Here is a 22497-nt window from a genome sequence, read left to right as displayed (position 1 = left end):
ACTCGCCACCTTGCCGGCCAATAGCCGAACAGGTCGCTTTGAACACCTGGGCGCCGCCGTTCCCTGGTAAGCGGTTGACAGCTTCGCACCCTGTAGATAGCCGATGAATACAGTGGTGCGAGGAATGGGCTCGTGCCGATGCCCACGTATCCGGAGGGTGATAGACCAGTGGTTGAACAGGCAGTCATTCCGCCAAATCAATCAGCAGCGCCCGCAGCGGTGAATGGGCCCGGACTCTGATTTGCTGTTCATCGTAAATAAACGCACCGTCGCCACAGGCCAGCGATATCAAATTTGTCTGGTGATTATCGATTTCCATGCCGCCGTGGATGGATTGCAGATAAGATCGCGTCCCCTTGATTTTCAGCGTCATGCTTTGGCCCGCCGCCAGTTCCACATGTCGGATCCACGCCTGCTGGCGCAACAGCACGCTGCCTTCTTCGCCATCGGGTGAGGCCAACAGCGTCAACGGGCGTTCACACAGAGAGACATGCTGGATCAACGGATTTTCCCGCGCCGGACAGGCATCCAGCCAAAGCTGCATTCGGGTAAGGGGCGTTGTGCCGATATTTCGCTCGCTGTAACTGACGCCGGGCTGCGCGGACAGAAGCAAAATGTCCCCGGCGCCGGCCTGGATATGATGGCCTTCACTGTCACGGTATTCAGCCCGCCCCTGCAAAATCAGGTTAAAGATATCCACTCGCGGGTAGGGACGGGGTTGTAAAACGGCGCCGGCGCTCAATACTTCCTGATTAAGGACCCGCAGGGAGGCGTAACCCAGCATGTCGGGATCGAAATAGTGCCCGAATGAGAAGGTGTAGCGTGCCTGTAGCCAGCCGTAATCCGCATGACCGCATTGTTTGGCTGTTCGATAAGTAATCATGGTGCGTTCTGCTTAATTTGATGAGCATCGCTCATTTTTTTGTAGGGGGAGACCTGTTGCTCATTGCTCCGTGGCGTTTATGAAACAGCGACACCAAAAAATTCACTGTATAAATTGTAAGGGCCTGGACGGCGGAATGTTAGCAAGTTAATCTGGTCTCCATATTCAAAATTTCTGAATGAGACCCCGATGGGAAAAGAACGGGCTTTAACGTTGGAAGCATTAAGGGTGATGGATGCTATCGATCGGCGCGGCAGCTTTGCTTCGGCGGCGGATGAGCTTGGCCGCGTGCCCTCGGCGTTGAGTTACACCATGCAAAAACTTGAAGAAGAGTTGGACGTGGTCCTGTTCGATCGCTCTGGCCATCGCACAAAATTCACCAACGTCGGGCGAATGCTGCTTGAGCGCGGCAGGATACTGCTTGAGGCGGCGGACAAGCTCACCACCGATGCCGAGGCCTTGGCGCGGGGTTGGGAAACCCATATCACCCTGGTCACCGAGGCATTGGTGCCTACCGAAAAGCTGTTTCCCCTGATCGAAAAACTGGCGCACAAGGCCAATACCCAGGTCTCCATTACCACCGAAGTGCTGGCGGGCGCATGGGAACGCCTGGAACAGGGACGGGCGGATATCGTTATCGCACCCGATTTGCATTTTCGCGCGTCGTCGGAGATCAACAGCCGCAAACTCTATTCCATATTGAATGTGTACGTGGCCAGTCCCGATCACCCGATACATCAGGAGCCCGAGCCGTTATCCGAAGCGACCCGGGTGAAATATCGCGGCATCGCCATCGCCGATACCGCCCGGGAGCGGCCGGTGTTGACCGTGCAATTGCTGGATAAACAGCAACGGTTAACGGTAAGTTCGATGCACGATAAACGACAGGCGCTGCTGGCGGGGCTCGGGGTGGCCACCATGCCATATTCGCTGGTGGCGGAGGATATTGCCGCCGGCCGTCTGCGGGTGGTCAGTCCGGAGTACAGCATGGAAAGCGATATTATCATGGCCTGGCGCCGCGACAGCATGGGGGAGGCCAAATCCTGGTTCTTGCGTGAAATCCCGCGGCTGTTCGCCTAAGCCAATCAGTCGTCCGTCGCCGGGCCGAAACGATCATCACGGCCGTGAGGCTCATTCAAATCCTGCTCCGGCCCGATGGAAATAATGCCGTACGGGTTGATACCGGCATGACTGCGGTAATAGTGGTTGCGAATATGGTCAAAATTCACCGTATCCGCCACTCCCGGCATCTGGTAAATATCGCGCAAAAAGCCGGACAAATTCAGATAATCCTCGATCCTGCGGCGATCGCATTTGAAATGGGTGACATACACCGGATCAAACCGGATAAGTGTGGTCCACAGCCGCAGGTCAGCCTCGGTCAGGCGGGAGCCCGTCAGGTAACGATGCCGTCCCAGGATCTCCTCAAGTCTGTCCAGCGCGTTGAACACGCCGGTTACCGCCTCGTCGTAAGCCCCCTGCGTTGTGGCGAAACCGGATTTGTAGACGCCGTTGTTCACCTGATCGTAAACCCAGCCATTGATCTCGTCGATCTGCGAACGCAGATCCTTCGGGTAATAATCGCCGGCACGGGCGCCGACGGCATCAAACGCACTGTTGAACATGCGGATAATATCCGCTGATTCATTGCTGACAATGGTCTGTTGTTCTTTATCCCACAACACCGGCACGGTGGTGCGTCCGCTATAGGCGGCGTCCGCCTGGAGATAAATCTGATAGAGAAAGTCTTTATGGTAAAGCGGATCGCCGGTGGCGGCGGGGAAATCGGTGCCGAACGTCCAGCCGTTTTCCAGCATCAACGGATGTACCACCGAAACCGGTATCATCTGCTCCAGTCCTTTCAGGCTCCGCATCAGCAGCGTACGGTGCGCCCAGGGGCACGCCAGGGAAACGTACAGGTGGTAGCGGTCTGACGCCGCCGGGAAGCCGCCATGGCCCGAGGCGCCGGCTGAACCGTCGGCGGTTATCCAGTTACGGAACTGCGAGGCCGAGCGTTCAAAATGCCCGCCGGTGGATTTGGTGTCGTACCATTTGTCTTGCCATTGGCCTTCCACGAGCAGTCCCATGATGGTTCCTTGGTTAAGTCAGGAATATACCCGCTTAATTATACGCGGTTTACCATTTTTTGTTCAGGATGCGGTCGATACTGAAATAACCGGCGCCGAGCACCGCCAGCAGCAGGTAACCACCGGATATCGACAAATTCTTCATAAAGTTTATCTGGTTGGCCGTCTGGGAAAAGTCGCTGTGGAAGATAAACGCGGTCAATAGCACGAAGACCACGGTCACCAGCGCGACGGTTCGGGTCAGGAAACCAAACAGAATCGCCAATCCGCCGCCAAACTCCAACAAAATGGTCAGGGGCAGCAGGAATCCGGGTACGCCCATGGACGTCATGTACTGCTGTGTGCCGGCATAGCCGCCGCCCATTTTGCCGAAGCCCGAGACGACAAACAGTATCGGCATTAAAATACGCGCTGCGAGAATGGCCGTATCATCTAATTTTTTCATTGTATTCCCACCCAATATTATAATGATGGCGTTCATGACGAAAGCCGGTAAACGCCAGGTTTTAAGCGGAGTTATGTAGCTTAAAAAACCTGATGTGTTCGATGGGGGGAATAGTATCCGGCGGTCTAACAAGGTGATAGCAAGTAAAATTGTCTATTTTTATCAAAAAAATTGATCAATAAAATAAAACTGCCTGGCGGCAGTTTCGGCTATTAGCGTGATTGCAGGGTGGAGCGGATCAATTTCAGCGTACCTAGTATTCCAATGGCCCGTTTGGTCCAGCGGATTATCCGGCTGGGATGGCGGATATTGTAAAGCGCCAGCAGGCTGGAGCCGGCGATCAGGTATTTACGCAGGTGAACCAGGCGAATCCAGCCGCGATCGTAACGGGACGTGGCGTATGTCCACTCCCGTTTTTGCATGGAGAGATCCAGTCGTTGCTGTTGAATGCGTCGCAAAAGTTCAGCTTTGGTCTTGCGGGGATTCGGCATTATCTGGCCTCCCTTTCTCGTTTACGCTCCCGTTCCTCTTCTTGTATCTGGTCCTGGACTTTTTCCAGAATATTGCGGTCTGCCAGCAGCTCTTCCCGGCTGGAACCCAATAACGTCGATTTGCGCGCTTTGCTCAGCGTCCAAAACGCGCCGATGACGGCCAACAGAAAAAGCACACCTGTGGTGGTGGCAATCGCCGTCAGCCGGTATTGCGGGTCAATGGCCCAAATCAGCAGCACCAGCAGGCTCATGAGCCCGAATGCGGCCAGCAGCAACGTAATACCGGCCATCATCAACAGTGTGATAATGTTGGATTTTTCTTGCTCCAGTTCAACCACCGCCAGGCGCAGGCGGGTTTCAACCATACTGACAAGAATGGTAATGATGCGCTGGCCTATGGCGAATACACCCTTTCCCGGGCCTTGAGTCTGCGATTCAATCATAATCAGCGCCGCATGAACAATGCGCCAAGGACAAACCCTACCAGGGCCCCCACGCCGATCCCCGCCCAGGGATTTTCATGGACATATTCATCAGCCTTGCCCGCCACGACCTTGGTCTGTTCGGCCAGGCGCTCGCCGCTGTCTCCCAGACGGGTGCGAGTTTCTTTCAGCGCGCTTTCCGCTTTGGTGCGCAAATTATCAAATTCAGCTTTTGATTTCTGGGAAGAACCGCGCAGCACTTCTTCCAGCGTATCTGCCAATGATTTCAATTCAGCGCGTAAATGTTCAGAGGTAGTGTCTTTAGCCATTTTTTTACTCCTTAGACGTTTACGAATAATGGCGGCCTGGGGAGATATCCCGTTAGCCTTCCTGGTCGGCAGAAGAATGCTTACTATCAGCTTATCCACTGATATTTAATGCATGTTTAAAGCGTAGCCCCGGATTTAACAAACCGCAAAAACTTATAGCGTTTACGCGGGCTTAATTTTATCCCGGCAAGGCGGCAGATGATGACCATGGTTTGCCCCGCGCCGTTGAGGGGTCAAAGAGTGGCCATATCCCGGTTAAGACAATAAAGCCACCGCCAGCGTGGGTACTGCCGGCTATGGGATATCTGATAGGTATCCGGCAATAGCTCCTCGAGGGCGGTTTGTGCCGCCGAAGCCTGTTCCGGCGAGTCCAGCAGAATAATCAGGCTGTCTTTGGCGGGAGTAATGCTTTTTATTTTGATACCGCGTTCATCCAACCGTTGGTAAATATAAAAACCGTCAGGCAGAGACCCGCGCTCGCTGGCAAGGGTAATTTGCAGCGCGGTTTCTTTTGTGAACAACACCGGCAACAATATCAGCACAAACAGCAAAGCCACCAGCGCGGTAAGTCCCGACCGCCAGGAAATTTTGTTTTGCAGCCAAGTCAACATTACAGTCCTTTACCGATGTCGGGCGCGTTTTTCTTGCGCCACAGTATCATCAGGGATCCCGCCAGGCCGATGACCAGGAATACCAAAGGTAACAGCATCAGGCACAACATCAGCTCATCTTCGTAGTACTGGAACAGGGTGGTTTTACCCAGCGCAAAACCTGCCGCGGTTAATAAAAAAACCCATATTAATGCGCTTATCCAATTAAAAAACTGGAATCGGGCGTCGCTCAGCCCGGATAACCCGGCGATGGTGGGCAGCAGGGTCCGCACAAACGCCACGAACCGGCCAATAAGCAGCGCGGACAGGCCATGGCGATGAAACATCAAATGAGCACGCTCATGATAATGCTGCGGCAAATGGGACAACCAGCTTTGCACCAGCCGAGTGTTGCCCAGCCACTTGCCCTGGATATAACTTACCCAGGATCCCAGGCTGGCGGCGGCGGTTAAAACCAGCAGCGTAAGGGGAAAATTCATCGCCCCTTTCGATACCAGCACACCTACCAGTATCAGCAGGCTATCCCCTGGCAAAAAGGCCGCCGGCAGCAGGCCGTTTTCCAAAAATAGAATGACAAACAGCACCAGATAAAGAGTCCAAACCAGCGTCGGATCGGACAAGGTGACAAAATCCTGTTGCCAGAGGGCATGAACCAGGTCTTTCAGTATATCCATGCAGCATTCCTAACATGTAACAGCAGTTGACTGCTTCCCGGGGCCTGAGCCGTTTAAGCATTGTTCAGGACCGGGAGCGGCGTAGCAGAATAAAGTCGTTGTAACGAATTCACCCATCGGCGGGGTGGGGAGCATGGTCAGTCTGGCAAGCGCTCAGCCGGACTTTGCGGGCTGTGCTTTGTAGGACGCTTGGCAGGCAGCGTGCGGGATGTTGCTGCCGACATGCTCAAAATTGTAATAAAGACGACTTCACTGTAACAAAATTAAACGGGCTGAGACAGAGGAATATACGTGAGAATGCCAGAGATGGGAGGATTTTTTTGCACGAAAAAAGGCAATCGAGGTTATTTTTACCTGACCTGACAGAAAGAGAACATTTATTGACTTGTCCCGCCCTCCCCGCGGGGAAGCCGGAACAGCAAACCAGCAGCGCTATTTTGTGCCGGTGGCGACATTGTCCAGATGAACCACCGGATTCTCGGTAAACATATACCGATCGACATTAAATTCGAAATCATCGGTGGTGGCATGAAACAGCATCTGCTTGGTGTTTTCCAGATGTTGCCACATGGCCAGTTTGGCTGCGTACGGATCCTTGCGGATCAACGCCTTGAGAATATGGTCGTGATCCTCGCACCAGCTCTCTATGGATTTATCGTCGATATGTTCATGCAATTTGCGCCAGTAAGGGTTATGCAGACGCTGGCTCCACATTTGCTCGACGATGGTGGCCATGGCGGTGTTTTGCGTCGCCAGCGCCACCTGGACATGAAATTTCAGATCCCATTTAGAATCGCGGAACCTGTCTTCCTGCCTGGCATTTTCCTGGATATCCATGAGTAGCACTATATCTTGCCGGGTGACCTGGGTGGCGGCAAACTCGGCGACATTGCTTTCAATCAGCTGACGCGCCTGCAGCAACTCGAATGGCCCCGGGGTGGTAAACAGAACTTCGCCGCTGGGAACCAGTAAATTCTTTTGTTGGTTGGACACGACGTGAATGCCCGAGCCTTTACGTACTTCAACGTAACCCTCTACCTCAAGCATGATTATGGCTTCGCGCACCACGGTGCGGCTGACATTCATTTCTTCCGAGATAAAACGTTCCGCGGGCAGTTTTTCACCAACGCGATAGACACCGGACTCAATCCGCTTTTTCAGTTCAGCGGCCAGCTGTTGATATAATCGCCGGGTTTCTGTGAATTCCATAATGCGTGCTCTTAAAGGTAGGTAAACGTATCATCCGCTCGCGTTCAGTCCGTCGCCATTCACTATGGAACTGACGAGAAGCCATTATTTGTTATACCACTTTCCCTTGTCAGCGCCTAGATGGCAACTGTGTCCCCGATCGTACTTTTAACCGGTTTATTTTTCCGTTAAGGAAAAAAATCCCCGGCGGTGCTTTAGGCATTTGCCGGGGATATAACCTTTGAAACAAGGGGTTGATACTTGCCGCGTTCTGTCGCGGCAAGCATGGGTATCAGCCGTGCGCTGGTTTAAGCGGCTCGATATTGGCAATCGGCGGCTGTACCGGGTTATTGCGCAACAGGACCCATATAAAGAATACCGCCAGCAAATCGAACACCGACAGTACGGCGAACAGCGGGCTGAAACCAATGGTATCGGCCAATGCACCAACCACCAGGGCGAACAATGTACTGGCGGTCCAGGCGGCCATACCGGTCAAACCGTTGGCGGTAGCCACTTCGTTACGACCGAAGACGTCTGACGACAGGGTTATCAGCGAGCCGGACAGGGACTGATGGGCAAAACCACCGATACACAGCAAGCCAATTGCCACGTAAGGGCTGGTAAACAGACCGATAAGGCCTGGGCCAATCATCAGGAAACCACCCAGCGTTACCACCAGTTTACGGGAAATGATCAGGTTCACGCCGAATACGCGCTGGAAGAACGGGGGCATATAACCACCCAGTACGCAGCCGAGGTCCGCGAACAGCATCGGCATCCAGGCAAACATCGCGATTTCTTTCAGGTTAAAGCCGTAGGCTTTGAACATGAACAGCGGGATCCAGGCATTAAAGGTACCCCAGGCCGGTTCCGCCAGGAAACGCGGAATGGCGATACCCCAGAAATCACGTCTTTGAATGATCTGCCAGGCGGACATCTTTTTAGTATTGTTAACCTGGTGCTGTGCTTCCTGACCGCCAAGTATATAGTCGCGTTCTTCGTCGCTGAGCTTGGTCTGGTTTTTCGGGTGTTTATAGAAAATCAGCCAGGAAATTGCCCAGGCCAGGCTTAACGCCCCTACCAGCACGAACGCCAGCTGCCAGCTGTGAATCATGATGGCCCATACGACCAATGGCGGAGCAATCATCCCGCCGATTGACGAACCCACGTTAAACCAGCCTACCGCGATGGAACGCTCTTTAGCAGGGAACCATTCGCTACTGGCCTTCAGGCCGGCAGGAATCATTGCCGCTTCCGCCATACCTACCGCGCCGCGGGCAATTGCCAGGCCGCCCCAGCTGGTTGCCAACGCGGTTGCCATACAGAACAGCGCCCAGACGATAGCAAACACCGCGTAACCGACTTTGGTACCCAGCAGATCCAAGACATATCCGGCTACTGGTTGCATGATGGTATAACAGGCGGAATAGGCCGCGATGATATACGAATATTGCTGTGTGCTAATGTGCAGCTGCCCCATGAGGGTAGGAGCCGCTACGGCAACGGCGTTACGCGTGAGGTAACCTAGTATCGTACCGATGGTGACCAGGGCGATCATATACCAGCGTAACCCTTTTATTTTACGCATTACCACTTCTCCCGATGAGTATGAGCCGTCATCTCAATTTCCCAGATCTGATGGGATGACGGATACTGAGCCAGTCCGGAGGACTCTCCCTCCGGGTGTTGTTATAGTCTGGCGGGTCGTGGCTAACCTTGCCGACAAACGCCTTGCCAACGTTGCCGCCTACCGCTGCGAATCACCGTCCAAACCTCGGCGGAAATCCTGCACCCCGACCTGCCGGATGAAACAATGACCCAAAATGCAGTCATTGCATCAAAAATGATTGAGTCCAGACTCAATGTGGCGCTACGATAACTTGTCATACAGATTTAAAAGTTGAGAGCCATCACAAAAACCATTTTTTATTTAGGGGATAATCAATTCGTCCCGTTAGCGGGGGCGTAAGCCCTGAGCTGACCAATAGATAGTGAGTTTTTGTTACTTTTGACAGGAAAAGCTATAACGATTCAGGCAGAAACGCTAAATTCTGCTAAATTGGTATAACACCTTCCAACAATTTAGAAACATAACTCATGAGAAATGAAGGTGAGGAGCCTGAAATGTCCCAGTTTTTGACTGAAGATTTTTTACTGGATAGCGAATTCGCTCGCCGTTTGTATAACGAATATGCCGTTGATCAACCGATTTTTGACTATCATTGCCATTTGCCGCCGGAACAAATCGCGGGAAACTACCGTTTTAAAAATCTGTATGATATCTGGTTGAAGGGTGATCATTATAAATGGCGCGCCATGCGCACCAACGGTGTGGCTGAGCGTTTTTGCACCGGCGATGCCGGCGATTGGGAAAAATTTGAAGCCTGGGCGCAAACGGTACCGCACACGATAGGTAATCCCCTTTATCACTGGACGCATCTGGAACTGCGCCGTCCGTTCGGTATTACCGATACGCTGCTTTCCGGTGAAACCGCCCGCCAGACCTGGGATCGCTGCAACGCGCTGTTGGCTCAGGATAACTTTACCGCTCGCGGCATCATTTCGCAGATGAACGTCAAAGTTATCTGTACCACAGACGATCCGGTGGATTCCCTGGAACACCATACCGCCATCGCGGCCGACGGCAGCTTCAAGACCAAGGTATTGCCGGCCTGGCGCCCGGATAAAGCCTTTAATATTGAGGCGGCTGGTTTTAACGATTACCTGAAACGTCTGGAAGAAGTTTCCGACACCGCCATCAGCGGATTCGGCGCCTTCCGCACCGCGTTGACCAAACGTCTGGATCACTTTGCCGCCCATGGCTGTAAACTGTCCGACCATGCGCTGGACGTCGTGGTATATGGCGAAGCGGATGAAAATACCCTTAACGGCATTTTGAGCCGTCGCCTGAGCGGCACGCTGCCGACCCAGGAAGAAATCGCCCAATTCAAAACCGCCGTATTGGTTTTCCTCGGCGGCGAATACGCCCGCCGCGGATGGGTACAGCAATACCATATCGGCGCGCTGCGCAACAATAACAGCCGTATGTTCAAGCTGCTCGGGCCGGATGTCGGTTTCGATTCCACCAACGATCAGCCGGTGGCCATGGCGCTGTCCCGTTTACTGGATGCCCAGGCTAAAGACGACGCGTTGCCGAAAACCATCATTTATTGCCTGAATCCGTCGGATAACGAAGTCATCGGCACCATGATCGGCAATTACCAGGGTGCGGGCATGCCGGGCAAAATGCAGTTCGGTTCCGGCTGGTGGTTTAACGATCAGAAAGACGGCATGCAACGTCAGATGACCCAGCTTGCCACTCTCGGTTTGCTGAGCCGCTTTGTGGGCATGCTTACCGATAGCCGCAGTTTCTTGTCCTATACCCGCCATGAATATTTCCGTCGCATTTTGTGCCGGATGATCGGCCATTGGGTACAGGATGGCGAAGCGCCCGCGGACATCAAGCTGCTGGGTGAAATGGTGAAGAATATCTGTTTCGATAACGCGAAAAATTACTTTGACGTTGGGCTTTAATAATGATGAGGGCAGGCCCGACGGCCTGTCCGGTTTAAGTGATTAAGCGATTTTTTATTGCCCGGCAGCGGGTGATTTTTAAGGTAAATTCAGAATGAAAACGTTAAACCGTCAAAACTTCCCGGGTCGTCAATATACGGATCGCGTGATTCAATTCGGCGAAGGGAATTTCCTGCGTGCTTTTGTTGACTGGCAGCTTGATTTGCTCAATGAGCACACCGACCTGGATGCCGGAGTTGTGATAGTCCGTCCCATTAATTCCGATTTCCCCCCGTCGCTGGATACCCAGGACGGTTTATATACCACTATTATCCGCGGCCTGAACGAAAAGGGTGAAGCGGTGCGTGAACCGCGCCTAATCCGCTCGGTAAATCGGGAAATCAACATTTACAAGCAGTTCGACGAGTATCTGGCGCTGGCCCGTGACGCCAATATTCGTTTTGTCTTCTCCAATACCACCGAAGCCGGCATCAGTTACGTTGCCGCGGATAAACTGACCGATACGCCGCCCGCCAGCTATCCGGCCAAACTGACCCGCCTGCTCTTTGAACGCTTCAGCCATTTTGACGGCGCTGCGGATAAAGGCTGGGTATTGCTGCCTTGCGAATTAATCGATTATAACGGCAAGGCCCTGAAAGAGCTGGTATTGCGTTACGCGCAGCAATGGGCGTTGCCGGCTGAGTTCACCACCTGGCTGAACGAACACAACACGTTCTGCTCAACGCTGGTAGACCGTATCGTTACCGGGCACCCCCGTGGTGAAGTGGATGCGTTGCAGGCGGAACTGGGCTACCAGGATACCTTCCTTGATACCGCCGAATATTTTTATCTGTTTGTTATCCAGGGGCCGCAATGGCTGGCGAAAGAACTGCGCCTGGACAAGCTTGATCTGAACGTTCGCATTGTCGACGACATTAAGCCCTATAAAGAACGTAAAGTGGCCATTCTTAACGGCGCCCATACCGCCCTGGTGCCGGTGGCGTTTCTGTCCGGGTTGAATACCGTCGGCGAGGCCATGAACGACAAATTGATCAGCGCTTACGTGGAAAAAACCATTGCCGAAGACATTGTGCCGGTACTGGATCTGCCCCACGACGAGCTGACGTCGTTTGCCCAGGCGGTATTAAGCCGTTTCCGCAATCCCTTTATTCAGCATCAATTATTATCCATTGCGCTCAACGGGATGACGAAATTCCGTACCCGTATTCTGCCGCAATTGTTGGCCTACCGTGAACAACACGGCGAGCTGCCTGCCCGACTGACTTTTGCCCTGGCCGCGCTGATTGCGTTTTATCGTGGTGAACGTGATGGCGAAAGTTACCCGCTGCAGGACGATGAAAAATGGCTCACCCGTTACAAATCGCTTTGGAGCGGTGTGAACAGTGGTGATATCGCGTTAAGCACATTAGTGAATGACGTACTCGGTGATACCGGGCATTGGGAGCAGGATCTGCTCAAGGTTCCCGGTCTGGCGGAACAGGTGGAACAGCAGTTGCAGGCCATTCTTGACAATGGCATGCGCGCTGCGGTTACCGCCTACAGCTAAACGCATAAAGGTTATTTCATGCAAATTATTAAAATACATCCATTGGACAATGTGGCGGTCGCCCTGCAAGACCTCGACGCAAATGAAACGGTGGATATCGACGGCGGGACCATCACCCTGCCGCAACCCATCGCCCGGGGGCATAAGTTTGCCCTGGTGCCCATCGGCGAAGGGGAGATGATTGTCAAGTACGGTCTGCCCATCGGCCATGCTCTGAGCAACATCGCGCCGGGACAGCATATTCACTCCCAGAACGCCAAGACCAATCTTAGCGATCTGGATGAATATCAATACCAGCCGGCGTTTCGGACCTTGCCGGCGCAAATGCCGGATCGTGAGATCCAAATCTACCGGCGCGCCAATGGCCAAGTGGGGATCCGTAATGAACTGTGGATCCTGCCTACCGTCGGCTGCGTTAACGGGATCGCCAAGCAAATCCAGCAGCGTTTCCTTAAAGAGACGTACGGGGCGGAGGATATCGACGGCGTGCATTTGTTCACGCACCCGTTCGGCTGCTCGCAGCTGGGACAGGATCATGAAAACACCCGTACCATGTTGCAGAATATGGTGCGCCATCCCAATGCCGGCGCGGTGCTGGTGATTGGCTTGGGCTGTGAAAACAACCAAGTGGATGTATTCCGCAAAACCCTGGGCGAATACGATCCCGACCGTGTGACCTTTATGGTCTGCCAACAGCAGGACGATGAAGTGGAAGCGGGGCTGGAATGCCTGCGCGGCCTTTATCTGGCCATGCGGGAAGACAAACGTCAGCCGGGCAAACTCAGTGAACTGAAGTTTGGTTTGGAATGCGGCGGTTCCGACGGACTGTCCGGTATTACCGCCAACCCGCTGCTGGGACGTTTTTCGGATTATGTCATCGCCAACGGCGGCACCTCGGTGCTGACGGAAGTGCCCGAAATGTTCGGCGCCGAACGGATTTTGATGAGCCGCTGCCGGGACGAAGCGACATTCACCAAGACCGTCAACATGGTTAATGATTTCAAAAAATACTTCATTGCCCATGAACAGCCGATATACGAAAACCCATCGCCGGGAAACAAGGCCGGCGGCATCACCACCCTGGAGGAGAAATCCCTGGGATGTACGCAAAAAGCCGGTCAAAGCAAGGTCATGGACGTGCTGAAATATGGCGAACGTTTGCATGTGCCAGGGCTAAACCTGGTGAGCGCGCCGGGCAACGATGCGGTGGCCACCAGTGCGCTGGCGGGAGCCGGTTGTCATATGGTGTTGTTCAGCACCGGACGCGGCACGCCTTACGGCGGTTTCGTGCCGACGGTTAAATTGGCCACCAACAGCGAACTGGCGAATAAAAAGCCGCATTGGATTGATTTCGACGCCGGCCGCTTAATACACGGCATGTCCATGGAAGAAGTGCTGGGTCAGTTTATCGATTTAATCGTGGAAATCGCCAGCGGCAAGCATGCGCGTAACGAAGTGAATGATTTTCGCGAACTGGCCATTTTTAAAAGCGGCGTAACATTGTAAATACCTACGTCCGGCTTTAGTATAAAAACGGTGTTTCAATTTTGAAGCGTCGTTTTGTTTTTTTATTGTCGGCCAAAAAAAGGAATGCCGTGCCATGAGCCTTTACTGGGTAGCCCAGGCTGTGGGGGGGTTGGCTTTTATCGTCGGTATCACCATGTTTATCAAGCGTGATGACCGTAAATTCAAACTTCAGCTGTCGTTATACAGCGCGATCATCGGTTGCCACTTCTTTTTAATGGGCGCCAACGCCGCGGGTATAAGCGCGGAGCTCAATGCGCTCCGTACCCTGATAGCCACCCGCACCCGCAGTATCATGGTGATGTTTGTCTTTATCATCCTGACCACGGCGCTGGGCCTGGGCGAGGTCAAGCACTGGGTCGAACTGCTGCCGGTAATCGGCACGGTGGCCAGCACCTGGGCGTTGTTCCGTACCCGGGGACTCACCACCCGCTGTATTATGTGGTGTTCCACCGCCGGCTGGGTGACCCACAATATCTGGCTGGGATCCATCGGCGGTTCATTGACCGAAGGCAGTTTCCTTATCGTCAACGCCATCGCCATCATACGTTTTCGCCGCATGCAATTGCGCGGCATCGATCCGTTCAAGGATGAGCACACGGCGGTCAGTACCCGGTAGTCTTTACGGGTATGCGCCAGTCTATGGGATTTTCTCACGGCAGAAATTGCCACACTGTCCTGCGCGCGGGTATTTCCTGTCAGCCTGACAGCACCGATGCATGGTCCAGGCGTTACCCGTTCCGATTGGACTCTCGACGGTGATTGATCCAGGCGTTAATCCCCAGCGTCCCGGCCAGGACTGCCGCCACCACCCCCAACGAAACAGAAATCGGGATATGGATAAAATCCACTATCATCATTTTTACGCCGATAAAAACCAGTATCACCGCCAGCCCGTATTTCAACAGCGAGAAGCGTTCGGCTACCCCGGCCAGCATAAAATACATCGCCCGCAGGCCGAGGATGGCAAACAGGTTGGAGGTCAAAACGATAAAGGGATCGGTGGTCACGGCAAAAATGGCCGGGATACTGTCCACGGCAAAAATCACGTCGCTGAACTCCACCAGGATTAGCACCAGCATCAAGGGGGTGGCAAATAGCAGACCCTCGCGCCGGATAAAAAAGCGTTCTCCCTGTAATTGATCGGTCATGCGTAAATGCCCGCGAAGCCAGCGGACCACCGGTTTCTCTCCCAAGACGGCGTCATCCTCTTTTGAAAATGCCATCTTGATGCCGGTCAGCAGCAAAAACGCCCCGAACAGATAAAGTAACCACTGGAATTGCGTCACCAGCCAGCTGCCGCCGAAAATCATCAGGGTACGCAGCACGATGGCCCCCAGCACCCCGTAAATCAATACCCGGCGCTGCATCTGGCTTGGGATGGCAAAATAGCCGAACAGCATTAGCCAGACAAACACATTGTCCACTGCCAGGGCTTTCTCGATAAGATAGCCGGTGAGAAAAGCCAGCGCCTGGGCATCGGCGACGGCCCTTCCCTGGGTAGCGGAGAGATACCACCACAAGGCGGCGTTGAACAGCAGCGACAGCGTGACCCAAACCACCGACCACCAGGCGGCCCGTTTCAGCGTCATGGTGCGGCCCTGGAGCAACAGATCCACGGCCAGCATAATCACCACCACCAGAATAAAACCGCCCCACAGCAGGGGTGTGCCAACGGTATTCATTTGCGATATCCTTCATAAAAAAAACGGCTGACATCGGAAGGTGCCAGCCGTTTTTACCATTCCGGGCTGTAAACGTACCTTGCCTTCCGGCAAGGTCTCACTTACAACGCAGATGAATCTGTCTATTCTGGTTGCCCGGTAGCCGGATGCGCAAGCATCGTAATGACGGCAAACCGACGAAGAAGTTACTCCCCTTTGCTAGGGCAACAATAATGTAAATATTTGCGACGGTCAACTTACCCGCCGGGCAACATGTAGCGGCGAACGAAACGCGCCATCAGATCCCGGCTTTGTGGCGTACCGCTAATCCCGCTTTCCACCCGGGCCAGTTCCTGCCCCCGTTCCGGCTGTTCCTGTTCCATGGACTGCAGGAAACCGTGCATGACTTCCGCGGTGAACTCCGGATGAAACTGCACGGTTAGGGTATTTTCGCCATAGCGCAGTATCTGATGGGGATCCCACTGGGAACGGGCCAATACCACCGCCCCCGGCGGCGGCGTCAGCACGGTTTGTGAATGGATAAGATTCGCCGGGAAGCGGTGGGGCAGCGGCGTCAGTAAAGGATCCCCCTCAGCCGCCGGCAACAGTTCGACATCAAAGGTGCCCAGCTCCATGCCGCCGGGATGATAATCTACTTCGCCGCCCAGGGCGTAAGCCAACAACTGATGACCATAACATACACCGAAGATCGGCACCTGTTCCGCCATGGCCTGGCGCAGCCAAGCGGCGGCGAATTCGCTCCAGGGCAAACGGTCGGTCACCATTGCCGATGAGCCGGTAATCAGCACGCCGCCGTAGGCGCCGGGCACGTCCGGCCGTTCGCCCGACGGTAAATGCACCACCGCCGCCTGCTCCGGTCGCAGGCCGGCGGCTAAGAGAAACAGACGGTCATAATTACCGTTGGCCTGGCTGACATCCTCCGGGGCATCGCCGGTTTGCAGAATCAATATCGGTAGGGAGAGCGCCATTATGCCACCGTATCCGCACCGGACCGGTCGGCGGGGAAGATAACCCCGGTTTGGCGTCGTATCTCGGTCAATACTTTAGCCGTAATGCGCGAGACCGACAGGCCGGCATGGTCGACCTCGCCGTTCTCCACGAGCGTGGCGAACCGCTCCGCCTCATACAACATGGTATTGATATGCTGCGGCTGGCTTAAATCCTGCTTGTTGCCGTTGCGCGGCACCAGGAAAAGCTGTTGGCATTCAGACATTTTCTCGATAACCAAGGAGCCCTCTTCACCCTGGATTTCGCACGGCAAAACCGTTTGGCTGACTTTGGAGTGCAGCAACGTGACGTCAAAATCGCCGTAATTCAGGCAAACCGTGCCGTGTGCGTCTACGCCGCTGGCCAAAAGCGTAGCGCCGGCCTGTAGCGAATGAGGTTCGCCCCACAGCGCTACGGCGGCGGCCAGCATATAAAAACCGATATCCATGATCGAACCGTTGGAGAAGGCTGGATTAAAGGTATTCGGCAGTTCGCCATCCAGATACTTCTGGTAGCGGGACGAGTATTGACAATAATTCAGCAGGGCCTTGCGAACCTTGCCGACGCGGGGTAACACCTGCTGCAATGCCAGAAAATTGGGCAAACTGGCGGTTTTAAACGCTTCGAACAGCACAACCTGATGCTCCCGCGCGCAGGCTATCATCTGTTCCACCTCCCGCAGGTTCGAGGCCAGGGGCTTTTCGCAAATGACATGCTTGTTATTGCGCATAAACAGCAGTGCCTGGGAACAATGGAAAGAATTGGGGCTGGCGATATAAACCGCTTCCACGGCATCGGAAACCGCCATGGCTTCCAGGGAATCAAAATACTGTTCAACGGGATAATCCACCCCCATTTTTTGCGCTGTAGCGATATCCCGGGAATAAATAGCGGTCAATTTCAGTTTACCGCTCTCATGGGCGGCATCGATAAATTGTCGAGTGATCCAATTGGTACCTATCACAGCGAAGCGAATCATACCTAATTTTTACCCTACGCAATATTTGGATACCTTAGATTATCATGCTAACCAAATCAGGCCAATATTACCCTCATCCTCAAGTGCAGGCGTAATTTGTCGACAAATCCTATAGGGCAGCGGCGCAAAGTCGGATTAAAATGCACTGCATCTTGTACTCTATTGGATATCGTCACCAAACGGGCCGCAATTGCCCGCGCCGGTACCATAAGGTTTGTCGGTTCGCCGGCCAATCGTTATACTTCGCTCAAGGTAAATTTTAAGGAACCATAATGTTGTTGCAAGAGTTTGAAGCACGTATGAATATTGCCTTAACAGAGCTTGAGCAAAGCTTTGCGCGACACCAGCAGCAGTGGCGGCTGGATCATGAGGCATTGCAACAGCAATTGGATCTCAGCATGAGGCGAGAGGCGAAGCTGCGTGAGCAAAATGCGCTGCTGGTAAGCCAGCTCAATAATCTCGACAGCTCACCCGATCGCAACCCGCTAATCCATAAGATCAAAATCCTCAGTGCGCACATTGATGCGCTGGCAAGGGATGCCGCGGCTTTTCATCAATCATGCCGTATGTGACATCACTCCGGCATCTCTTTATGACACTCGGCATTTCCCCGATCGGCGTTATAGATTGCTACCCATTCCTCTTTCTGAATGTCATCTGAGTTATTTTTTACCTTTGTATTTGAGTTTGAGCGCTTAAGGGAAAACACGTTCTCTAGCCTTGACCGCAGGTTGTTCCAAAGCATGACCGTACGGCGGGAGTCCTGTCTTTTAGGCATAACGGGCCAGCTGCTGTCCGGAGGCTGACGAAGCAGGCTAATCATATACTCGGCATTTTGCAAACCGTCGGTATAACCATTTTTAATGCAATCCAGAACAAATTGCGTACGCAGCCGATAGCTGATGAACTTGCTGTCCTGGTCAAACAGATAATTACGGCTGTCTAAAGGTTGAACATAATCGTCGAACATTTTCCTTAAAGCGCGGGGGTCGTTGTCAAAGGCCCCGGCGGGTGCGGCGAGGCATAGCTTGAAAAAATTATACGTATGAAAGCCGCAATCATTATTGTCTTGAAAGGGTTGGCGAAAATAGAAACATTGAGGTTTTTCATTTTCCTCAATAAGGTTCATGATCAATTCTGGGATATTATCCTTTGTGTTGGGAGAGCTATTACTATCAAAAATATAAATCCTGTAACTCTTCTTGGCTCTCATGGCGAGGATCGCGCAGAAATGCCCATCCATCGCAAATAGAGTCTTGTTATCAATGGATGTGGACTGGATGGGGATCATCAGCTTTTGACCCGGCATCAACAGGCGTAACTTTTTAATCGCATTGTTTCGCCATAGATCCGATATCTCTTTAATGTAGCTTGCAACATTAAAGGGATATGCAAAATCATCTGGATTATACAGCAGCGTGCTGGTGGTGAAAAACCCCTCTCTACTGTTAGCGAGCAATTGGATTGCGGTATCCAGCAACGACTTTTCCATAAGACGATGGCTATGCATAAAAACATTGGTAAATATCATCTCTGTCAGTTCTTGGGGAATCTTCAGGAGATGGACGATATTCATATAGAAATCCATTAATGTTGCATCATCCACTGCATTTGATCTCTCCAAAAAGGACAGCGTCATGGTGCAGAGCCTGGCCTTTAGTTGCTTGTCCAACTGTTCAAATTGAATCTGCCGGCGTACGGCGGCATAAAAAATCTGTGCTGCACTTTCGTTAATCCTGTCTTGGACTAAAAGCAATTGCGCCGCGCTATCCATACAATCATATAATTTCATACCCAAAGCGACAGGTTCGCTGACATCAGTCTGAAGGGGGGCGCCCGCCGATGCTGAATGACATTTTTGCCAAAGCTCGGTAATGATATCCGCCTTTGAGGCTATATCAACATCATCGAACTTATTGATTAGTCTCGTTTCAACCGCGGGTGAGCCAAAATCAAAAGAATGGGTTTTAGGGAATGCAGAGGGATTTTTGTTAAGGGTGAGCATACTGACCTCTTGGAATAATTATTTTAAGTATATTTTCAATACCTGATTTAATTATTAATTAAATCTTTATGAAAATTTAAATGAGATTAGCTAAAGGTGTAAAAGCTTGATGTTAAGCAGTGCATTTACCGGCATCGGATTTTTTGAAAAAAACACTTTAAAAGAACGGACTCAAACAGGGAATGGGAAGTGATGTGAATAAGTCATTCACTGTTTTTGGCGAGATGCATAGATCACTGCAGGCAGACCGACGAAACGGCTATGGGGCCGTTATCGTTTTTTCAGATATTGTCAGCACAAATCGATGTTTCAGAAATGGAAGGATTTGCGCTTAACTGGATACTGCATTGATTGTCCGATGCGAAAAGCGAGGATCTTTTTATGAAAAACACATCAGGTTCAACCGCAACAGGCCGGTTATGGCAGCGCATCCGGGATAAAATGATCTTTCCGGCCCAGCCGGATCCCGCTATGGACATTGCGCGAAGATTGGCCGCCTTTCTGCCCTTGGGATGTTTATACGGTGTTGAAATTGAAATGGCGCCCCTAGAGTCGGCCCGCCATGAAAGAGAATAGACAGGGCAAAAACATGCGGGCAGCCACGCCTTCCCGGCCGAGGCTTACCCGCATAATTGGTTCATTTTAATACGTTTTTTCATTCATCCTTACCGGCTCAGCATACAAATCTATAAATAATCACGATGGCTTCTGTACATAAGAACATCCGGTGAATCATTTTTTGCTCCACACCTACGATTATTTCTGCTTCTAAGCATAATATTCCTTCATAAATTGCCGATAATACAGCCATTGCCATTTTCGCCAGGCATATTTCCCCATGGTAGGACTTTGTTTAACCGTTGCCGTTGCAGAACGCCAACGGGAAGGGGATTTAACATGGGCATGTGCTGTCAGGGTAAAACAACAGCAAAGTGACATTGCAAGGGTGCATTTATGAATTTTATAAAAAATATAAAGATAAGAACGGCGTTGATGGCTATCCTTATTTTCTTCTCTTTGCTGTGGCTTGGCGTTTCCGCGTACACACTGTTTTCCCTTAATCAAGTCAATCAGACCTTGCAACTGAGCAATAACGAACAGTTAAACAGCGACATCATCAATGGCGCCAATGACCATTATTATCGCATCGTGACGACATTGGAGCGTGCGGCCCGCGCCGGACAATCCGGGGCCCGGGCCGATGCCGAGATGGAGCTGGGCGCGGTGGCGTCTGAGCTGGAGCTTATCGACCAGGGGTTGACGCAGTTCAAAAACATCGATCACGGTCAGCTTGATCCGCTGCTGGTGGATAAAATTTACAACAGCTCGCTGCAGCTGCGCACCCTCGGCATGCAGCCGCTTCTGCAGGCGGTAAAGGATGGACGTTATGACGATTTCAACCAGGGCCTGCATGAGACCTATCTGCCGCTGCGCAATCAATTCACCTCGGTGATGCAGGAATACAATGGAGCGGTGGACAGTATAAAGAACGCGTCCAACGACCGTATCGCCCTATTGGTCACCTTGAGCCAGCGGGCATTGCTGGCGGCGTTGTTGGCCGGAGTCGTGATTTTGCTGTTTACCGATCGTTATCTGGTGCGCCATCTGGTCAGGCCCCTGAATGCCATCAAAGGGCATTTTCGGGCGCTGGCCGCCGGTCAGCTCGGTTTCACCATTACCGATATGGGCCGCAACTGTGTCGGCGAACTGATCCCTTTCCTGCGCGACATGCAAACCAATTGGGTTAATACGGTCACGCAAATCCGCGGCAGCGCGGAATCCATCTACCAGGGGGCCAGCGAGATTTCCCAGGGCAACACCGATCTCTCCTCGCGCACGGAACAGCAGGCTTCAGCCCTGGAACAGACCGCCGCCAGCATGGAACAGCTTAATTCCACGGTAAAACACAATACGGAAAATGCCCACCAGGCCAGTAAACTGGCGCAAGACGCCTCGGAAACCGCCAAAAAAGGCGGCGTGATCGTCGAGGAAGTGGTGGCTACCATGGGCAGCATCGCCGCCAGTTCAAAGAAAATCGTCGAAATTATCGATGTGATTAACGGCATCGCTTTCCAGACCAATATTCTGGCGCTCAATGCGGCGGTGGAAGCGGCCCGGGCCGGCGAACAGGGCCGGGGATTCGCCGTGGTGGCGGGGGAAGTACGCAGCCTGGCGCAGCGCAGCGGCCAGGCCGCGAAAGAGATTCAAACCCTGATTGGCGAATCGGTGGAGCGTGTCGGTATCGGCTCTAAACAGGTTGCCAATGCGGGAGCCACCATGGGGGATATCGTCAAGGCCATTACCCACGTGACGGACATTATGGGAGAGATTGCCTCGGCCTCTGATGAACAAGGCAAGGGTATCAGCCAGATCGGCCAGGCAGTGACGGAAATGGACAGCGTCACACAGCAGAACTCCTCTCTGGTACAAGAATCCGCTGCCGCCTCGGCTTCGCTGGAAGAGCAGGCCCATTATCTCACGGAAATGGTGGCGGTATTCCAGCTTGCGCCGGCAACAGTCTCCCCGGGACGGACCAAGGCGCTGGTGGGTGAGCTGGTGGCCCAGGACCGTTCGCGGATGGGTGAACAGGCCATGCAAAGCCGTGCCAAGACATTGGCCGTTGAGCCTATGGCACAAGGGCGGTCGCGCCTTGGTGCACAGGCCCAGGAAGGCCGCGGCAGGTCATCCACCGTTTCGCCCAGGGCACAAGGACAGTCTGTCTATGACGTACAGACTCCGCAAAACCGTGCCAGAACATCTAAAGTTGAGCCGTTTCCTCAGCCTCAGGTTCGGGCCAGGACATCGACGGCGGCGCCTATAGCCCAGCGGGCCAATAGCCTGAACGATGCCTCTGCGGGGCAAACAACCTCAAGAACCCAAACCACCGGCTCGACCGGACAAACACAACGCAGGGCGCCGGCTAAAAAAGCCCCGTCCGTCGTCGGCAAGCTGCAAAACCTGGGGCCGGACGCGAACTGGCAAACCTTTTAAACTCTGCCTGGGTTAACCACAGTGTCGTCGATACCCGGTCTTAGGGCCGGGTTAGGGTGGAAGTGGGTTTTTCAATGACGATGGCTTCATTTCAGTCCATAGGAAGGATTGAT

General features: G+C 53.0%; 22 protein-coding genes. 8 read left to right on the top strand and 14 right to left on the bottom strand.

The annotated features are described in order from the left end of the window. Positions 1 to 184: 184 nt before the first annotated feature. Entirely contained in the window at positions 185 to 883 is a 699-nt protein-coding gene (locus HB631_RS09260; RefSeq protein ID WP_213990851.1) for a pirin family protein, read from the bottom strand. Positions 884 to 1072: 189 nt separating this feature from the next. Between HB631_RS09260 and HB631_RS09255 the strand changes: the two genes are divergently transcribed. Beyond that, the gene (locus tag HB631_RS09255; RefSeq protein ID WP_213990850.1) at positions 1073 to 1963 is read left to right on the top strand and encodes a LysR family transcriptional regulator; all 891 of its coding nucleotides are present in this window, start codon (positions 1073 to 1075) and stop codon (positions 1961 to 1963) included. Between the two features lie 5 nt (positions 1964 to 1968). On the opposite strand, the gene HB631_RS09250 is transcribed toward HB631_RS09255, so the two are convergent. The 9 genes from HB631_RS09250 to HB631_RS09210 all read right to left on the bottom strand — a co-directional run bounded on the left by HB631_RS09250 (position 1969) and on the right by HB631_RS09210 (position 8721). After that, positions 1969 to 2970, bottom strand: a complete 1002-nt coding sequence (locus HB631_RS09250) for a glutathione S-transferase family protein (RefSeq protein ID WP_213990849.1) — start codon at positions 2968 to 2970, stop codon at positions 1969 to 1971. Between the two features lie 49 nt (positions 2971 to 3019). After that, positions 3020 to 3415 carry a DoxX family protein gene (locus HB631_RS09245; protein WP_213990848.1) on the bottom strand — a complete coding sequence of 132 codons (396 nt, stop codon included), beginning with the start codon at positions 3413 to 3415 and terminating at the stop codon, positions 3020 to 3022. 212 nt (positions 3416 to 3627) lie between these two features. Next, complete coding sequence (locus HB631_RS09240; protein ID WP_213990847.1) at positions 3628 to 3906, bottom strand: YqjK-like family protein; 279 nt, start codon at positions 3904 to 3906, stop codon at positions 3628 to 3630. Further along, positions 3906 to 4349: a phage holin family protein gene (locus HB631_RS09235; RefSeq protein WP_213990846.1), complete on the bottom strand. Its 444-nt coding sequence runs from the start codon at positions 4347 to 4349 to the stop codon at positions 3906 to 3908. Before HB631_RS09235 ends, HB631_RS09240 begins: the two co-directional genes overlap by 1 nt. Before the next feature lie 2 nt (positions 4350 to 4351). Then, the gene (locus HB631_RS09230; protein ID WP_213990845.1) at positions 4352 to 4657 is read right to left on the bottom strand and encodes a YqjD family protein; all 306 of its coding nucleotides are present in this window, start codon (positions 4655 to 4657) and stop codon (positions 4352 to 4354) included. Between the two features lie 233 nt (positions 4658 to 4890). Continuing rightward, positions 4891 to 5268: an EnvZ/OmpR regulon moderator MzrA gene (mzrA, locus tag HB631_RS09225; RefSeq protein ID WP_213990844.1), complete on the bottom strand. Its 378-nt coding sequence runs from the start codon at positions 5266 to 5268 to the stop codon at positions 4891 to 4893. Then, entirely contained in the window at positions 5268 to 5942 is a 675-nt protein-coding gene (locus HB631_RS09220; protein ID WP_213990843.1) for a DedA family protein, read from the bottom strand. The genes mzrA and HB631_RS09220 overlap by 1 nt, the downstream gene beginning before the upstream one ends. A 432-nt stretch (positions 5943 to 6374) precedes the next feature. Beyond that, positions 6375 to 7151: a transcriptional regulator ExuR gene (exuR, locus tag HB631_RS09215; protein WP_132923532.1), complete on the bottom strand. Its 777-nt coding sequence runs from the start codon at positions 7149 to 7151 to the stop codon at positions 6375 to 6377. Between the two features lie 271 nt (positions 7152 to 7422). Continuing rightward, positions 7423 to 8721, bottom strand: coding sequence for an MFS transporter (locus tag HB631_RS09210; protein ID WP_213990842.1), 1299 nt, complete (start codon positions 8719 to 8721; stop codon positions 7423 to 7425). A gap of 536 nt (positions 8722 to 9257) precedes the next feature. On the opposite strand from HB631_RS09210, the gene uxaC reads away from it, so the two are divergent. The 4 genes from uxaC (at position 9258) to HB631_RS09190 (ending at position 14356) form a co-directional block, all read left to right on the top strand. Next, positions 9258 to 10667, top strand: a complete 1410-nt coding sequence (gene uxaC, locus HB631_RS09205) for a glucuronate isomerase (protein WP_213990841.1) — start codon at positions 9258 to 9260, stop codon at positions 10665 to 10667. Between the two features lie 94 nt (positions 10668 to 10761). Next, positions 10762 to 12213 carry a tagaturonate reductase gene (locus HB631_RS09200; protein ID WP_213990840.1) on the top strand — a complete coding sequence of 484 codons (1452 nt, stop codon included), beginning with the start codon at positions 10762 to 10764 and terminating at the stop codon, positions 12211 to 12213. Positions 12214 to 12231: 18 nt separating this feature from the next. After that, positions 12232 to 13719, top strand: a complete 1488-nt coding sequence (locus tag HB631_RS09195) for an altronate dehydratase family protein (protein WP_213990839.1) — start codon at positions 12232 to 12234, stop codon at positions 13717 to 13719. Positions 13720 to 13813: 94 nt separating this feature from the next. Continuing rightward, complete coding sequence (locus HB631_RS09190; protein WP_213990838.1) at positions 13814 to 14356, top strand: YgjV family protein; 543 nt, start codon at positions 13814 to 13816, stop codon at positions 14354 to 14356. Positions 14357 to 14468: 112 nt separating this feature from the next. On the opposite strand, the gene HB631_RS09185 is transcribed toward HB631_RS09190, so the two are convergent. From HB631_RS09185 to HB631_RS09175, 3 genes are all read right to left on the bottom strand, one after another. Next, positions 14469 to 15422 carry a TerC family protein gene (locus HB631_RS09185; RefSeq protein ID WP_213990837.1) on the bottom strand — a complete coding sequence of 318 codons (954 nt, stop codon included), beginning with the start codon at positions 15420 to 15422 and terminating at the stop codon, positions 14469 to 14471. 236 nt (positions 15423 to 15658) lie between these two features. Then, a complete protein-coding gene (locus HB631_RS09180; RefSeq protein WP_213990836.1) occupies positions 15659 to 16390 on the bottom strand; it encodes a glutamine amidotransferase in 732 nt (243 codons plus the stop codon). Next, positions 16390 to 17388 carry a Gfo/Idh/MocA family oxidoreductase gene (locus tag HB631_RS09175; protein WP_213990835.1) on the bottom strand — a complete coding sequence of 333 codons (999 nt, stop codon included), beginning with the start codon at positions 17386 to 17388 and terminating at the stop codon, positions 16390 to 16392. Before HB631_RS09175 ends, HB631_RS09180 begins: the two co-directional genes overlap by 1 nt. Positions 17389 to 17660: 272 nt before the next feature. On the opposite strand from HB631_RS09175, the gene HB631_RS09170 reads away from it, so the two are divergent. Next, positions 17661 to 17960 (top strand): hypothetical protein, encoded by a 300-nt coding sequence (locus tag HB631_RS09170; RefSeq protein WP_213990834.1) that lies wholly within the window; start codon positions 17661 to 17663, stop codon positions 17958 to 17960. Between the two features lie 2 nt (positions 17961 to 17962). On the opposite strand, the gene HB631_RS09165 is transcribed toward HB631_RS09170, so the two are convergent. Then, positions 17963 to 19393 carry a hypothetical protein gene (locus tag HB631_RS09165; RefSeq protein ID WP_213990833.1) on the bottom strand — a complete coding sequence of 477 codons (1431 nt, stop codon included), beginning with the start codon at positions 19391 to 19393 and terminating at the stop codon, positions 17963 to 17965. Between the two features lie 381 nt (positions 19394 to 19774). Between HB631_RS09165 and HB631_RS09160 the strand changes: the two genes are divergently transcribed. Continuing rightward, entirely contained in the window at positions 19775 to 19969 is a 195-nt protein-coding gene (locus HB631_RS09160; RefSeq protein ID WP_213990832.1) for a hypothetical protein, read from the top strand. 378 nt (positions 19970 to 20347) lie between these two features. Then, a complete protein-coding gene (locus HB631_RS09155) occupies positions 20348 to 22384 on the top strand; it encodes a methyl-accepting chemotaxis protein (RefSeq protein WP_213990831.1) in 2037 nt (678 codons plus the stop codon). The last annotated feature ends 113 nt before the right edge of the window (positions 22385 to 22497 follow it).

This window comes from Sodalis sp. dw_96 (assembly GCF_018449575.1).
Classification (GTDB): Bacteria; Pseudomonadota; Gammaproteobacteria; order Enterobacterales; family Enterobacteriaceae; genus Acerihabitans.
The sequence above is the reverse complement of the archived record's forward strand: the minus strand, read 5'-3'. Positions and strand labels throughout refer to the sequence as shown.

Coding starts and splice junctions, on each gene's coding strand:
- HB631_RS09185 (WP_213990837.1), bottom strand. CDS start 15,422: ATGAATACCGTTGGCACACCCCTGCTGTGGGGCGGTTTTATTCTGGTG.
- mzrA (WP_213990844.1), bottom strand. CDS start 5,268: ATGTTGACTTGGCTGCAAAACAAAATTTCCTGGCGGTCGGGACTTACC.
- HB631_RS09245 (WP_213990848.1), bottom strand. CDS start 3,415: ATGAAAAAATTAGATGATACGGCCATTCTCGCAGCGCGTATTTTAATG.
- HB631_RS09210 (WP_213990842.1), bottom strand. CDS start 8,721: ATGCGTAAAATAAAAGGGTTACGCTGGTATATGATCGCCCTGGTCACC.
- HB631_RS09155 (WP_213990831.1), top strand. CDS start 20,348: ATGAATTTTATAAAAAATATAAAGATAAGAACGGCGTTGATGGCTATC.
- HB631_RS09160 (WP_213990832.1), top strand. CDS start 19,775: ATGAAAAACACATCAGGTTCAACCGCAACAGGCCGGTTATGGCAGCGC.
- HB631_RS09180 (WP_213990836.1), bottom strand. CDS start 16,390: ATGGCGCTCTCCCTACCGATATTGATTCTGCAAACCGGCGATGCCCCG.
- HB631_RS09255 (WP_213990850.1), top strand. CDS start 1,073: ATGGGAAAAGAACGGGCTTTAACGTTGGAAGCATTAAGGGTGATGGAT.
- HB631_RS09220 (WP_213990843.1), bottom strand. CDS start 5,942: ATGGATATACTGAAAGACCTGGTTCATGCCCTCTGGCAACAGGATTTT.
- HB631_RS09240 (WP_213990847.1), bottom strand. CDS start 3,906: ATGCCGAATCCCCGCAAGACCAAAGCTGAACTTTTGCGACGCATTCAA.
- HB631_RS09230 (WP_213990845.1), bottom strand. CDS start 4,657: ATGGCTAAAGACACTACCTCTGAACATTTACGCGCTGAATTGAAATCA.
- HB631_RS09175 (WP_213990835.1), bottom strand. CDS start 17,388: ATGATTCGCTTCGCTGTGATAGGTACCAATTGGATCACTCGACAATTT.
- uxaC (WP_213990841.1), top strand. CDS start 9,258: ATGTCCCAGTTTTTGACTGAAGATTTTTTACTGGATAGCGAATTCGCT.
- HB631_RS09190 (WP_213990838.1), top strand. CDS start 13,814: ATGAGCCTTTACTGGGTAGCCCAGGCTGTGGGGGGGTTGGCTTTTATC.
- HB631_RS09170 (WP_213990834.1), top strand. CDS start 17,661: ATGTTGTTGCAAGAGTTTGAAGCACGTATGAATATTGCCTTAACAGAG.
- HB631_RS09165 (WP_213990833.1), bottom strand. CDS start 19,393: ATGCTCACCCTTAACAAAAATCCCTCTGCATTCCCTAAAACCCATTCT.
- exuR (WP_132923532.1), bottom strand. CDS start 7,151: ATGGAATTCACAGAAACCCGGCGATTATATCAACAGCTGGCCGCTGAA.
- HB631_RS09200 (WP_213990840.1), top strand. CDS start 10,762: ATGAAAACGTTAAACCGTCAAAACTTCCCGGGTCGTCAATATACGGAT.
- HB631_RS09260 (WP_213990851.1), bottom strand. CDS start 883: ATGATTACTTATCGAACAGCCAAACAATGCGGTCATGCGGATTACGGC.
- HB631_RS09195 (WP_213990839.1), top strand. CDS start 12,232: ATGCAAATTATTAAAATACATCCATTGGACAATGTGGCGGTCGCCCTG.
- HB631_RS09250 (WP_213990849.1), bottom strand. CDS start 2,970: ATGGGACTGCTCGTGGAAGGCCAATGGCAAGACAAATGGTACGACACC.
- HB631_RS09235 (WP_213990846.1), bottom strand. CDS start 4,349: ATGATTGAATCGCAGACTCAAGGCCCGGGAAAGGGTGTATTCGCCATA.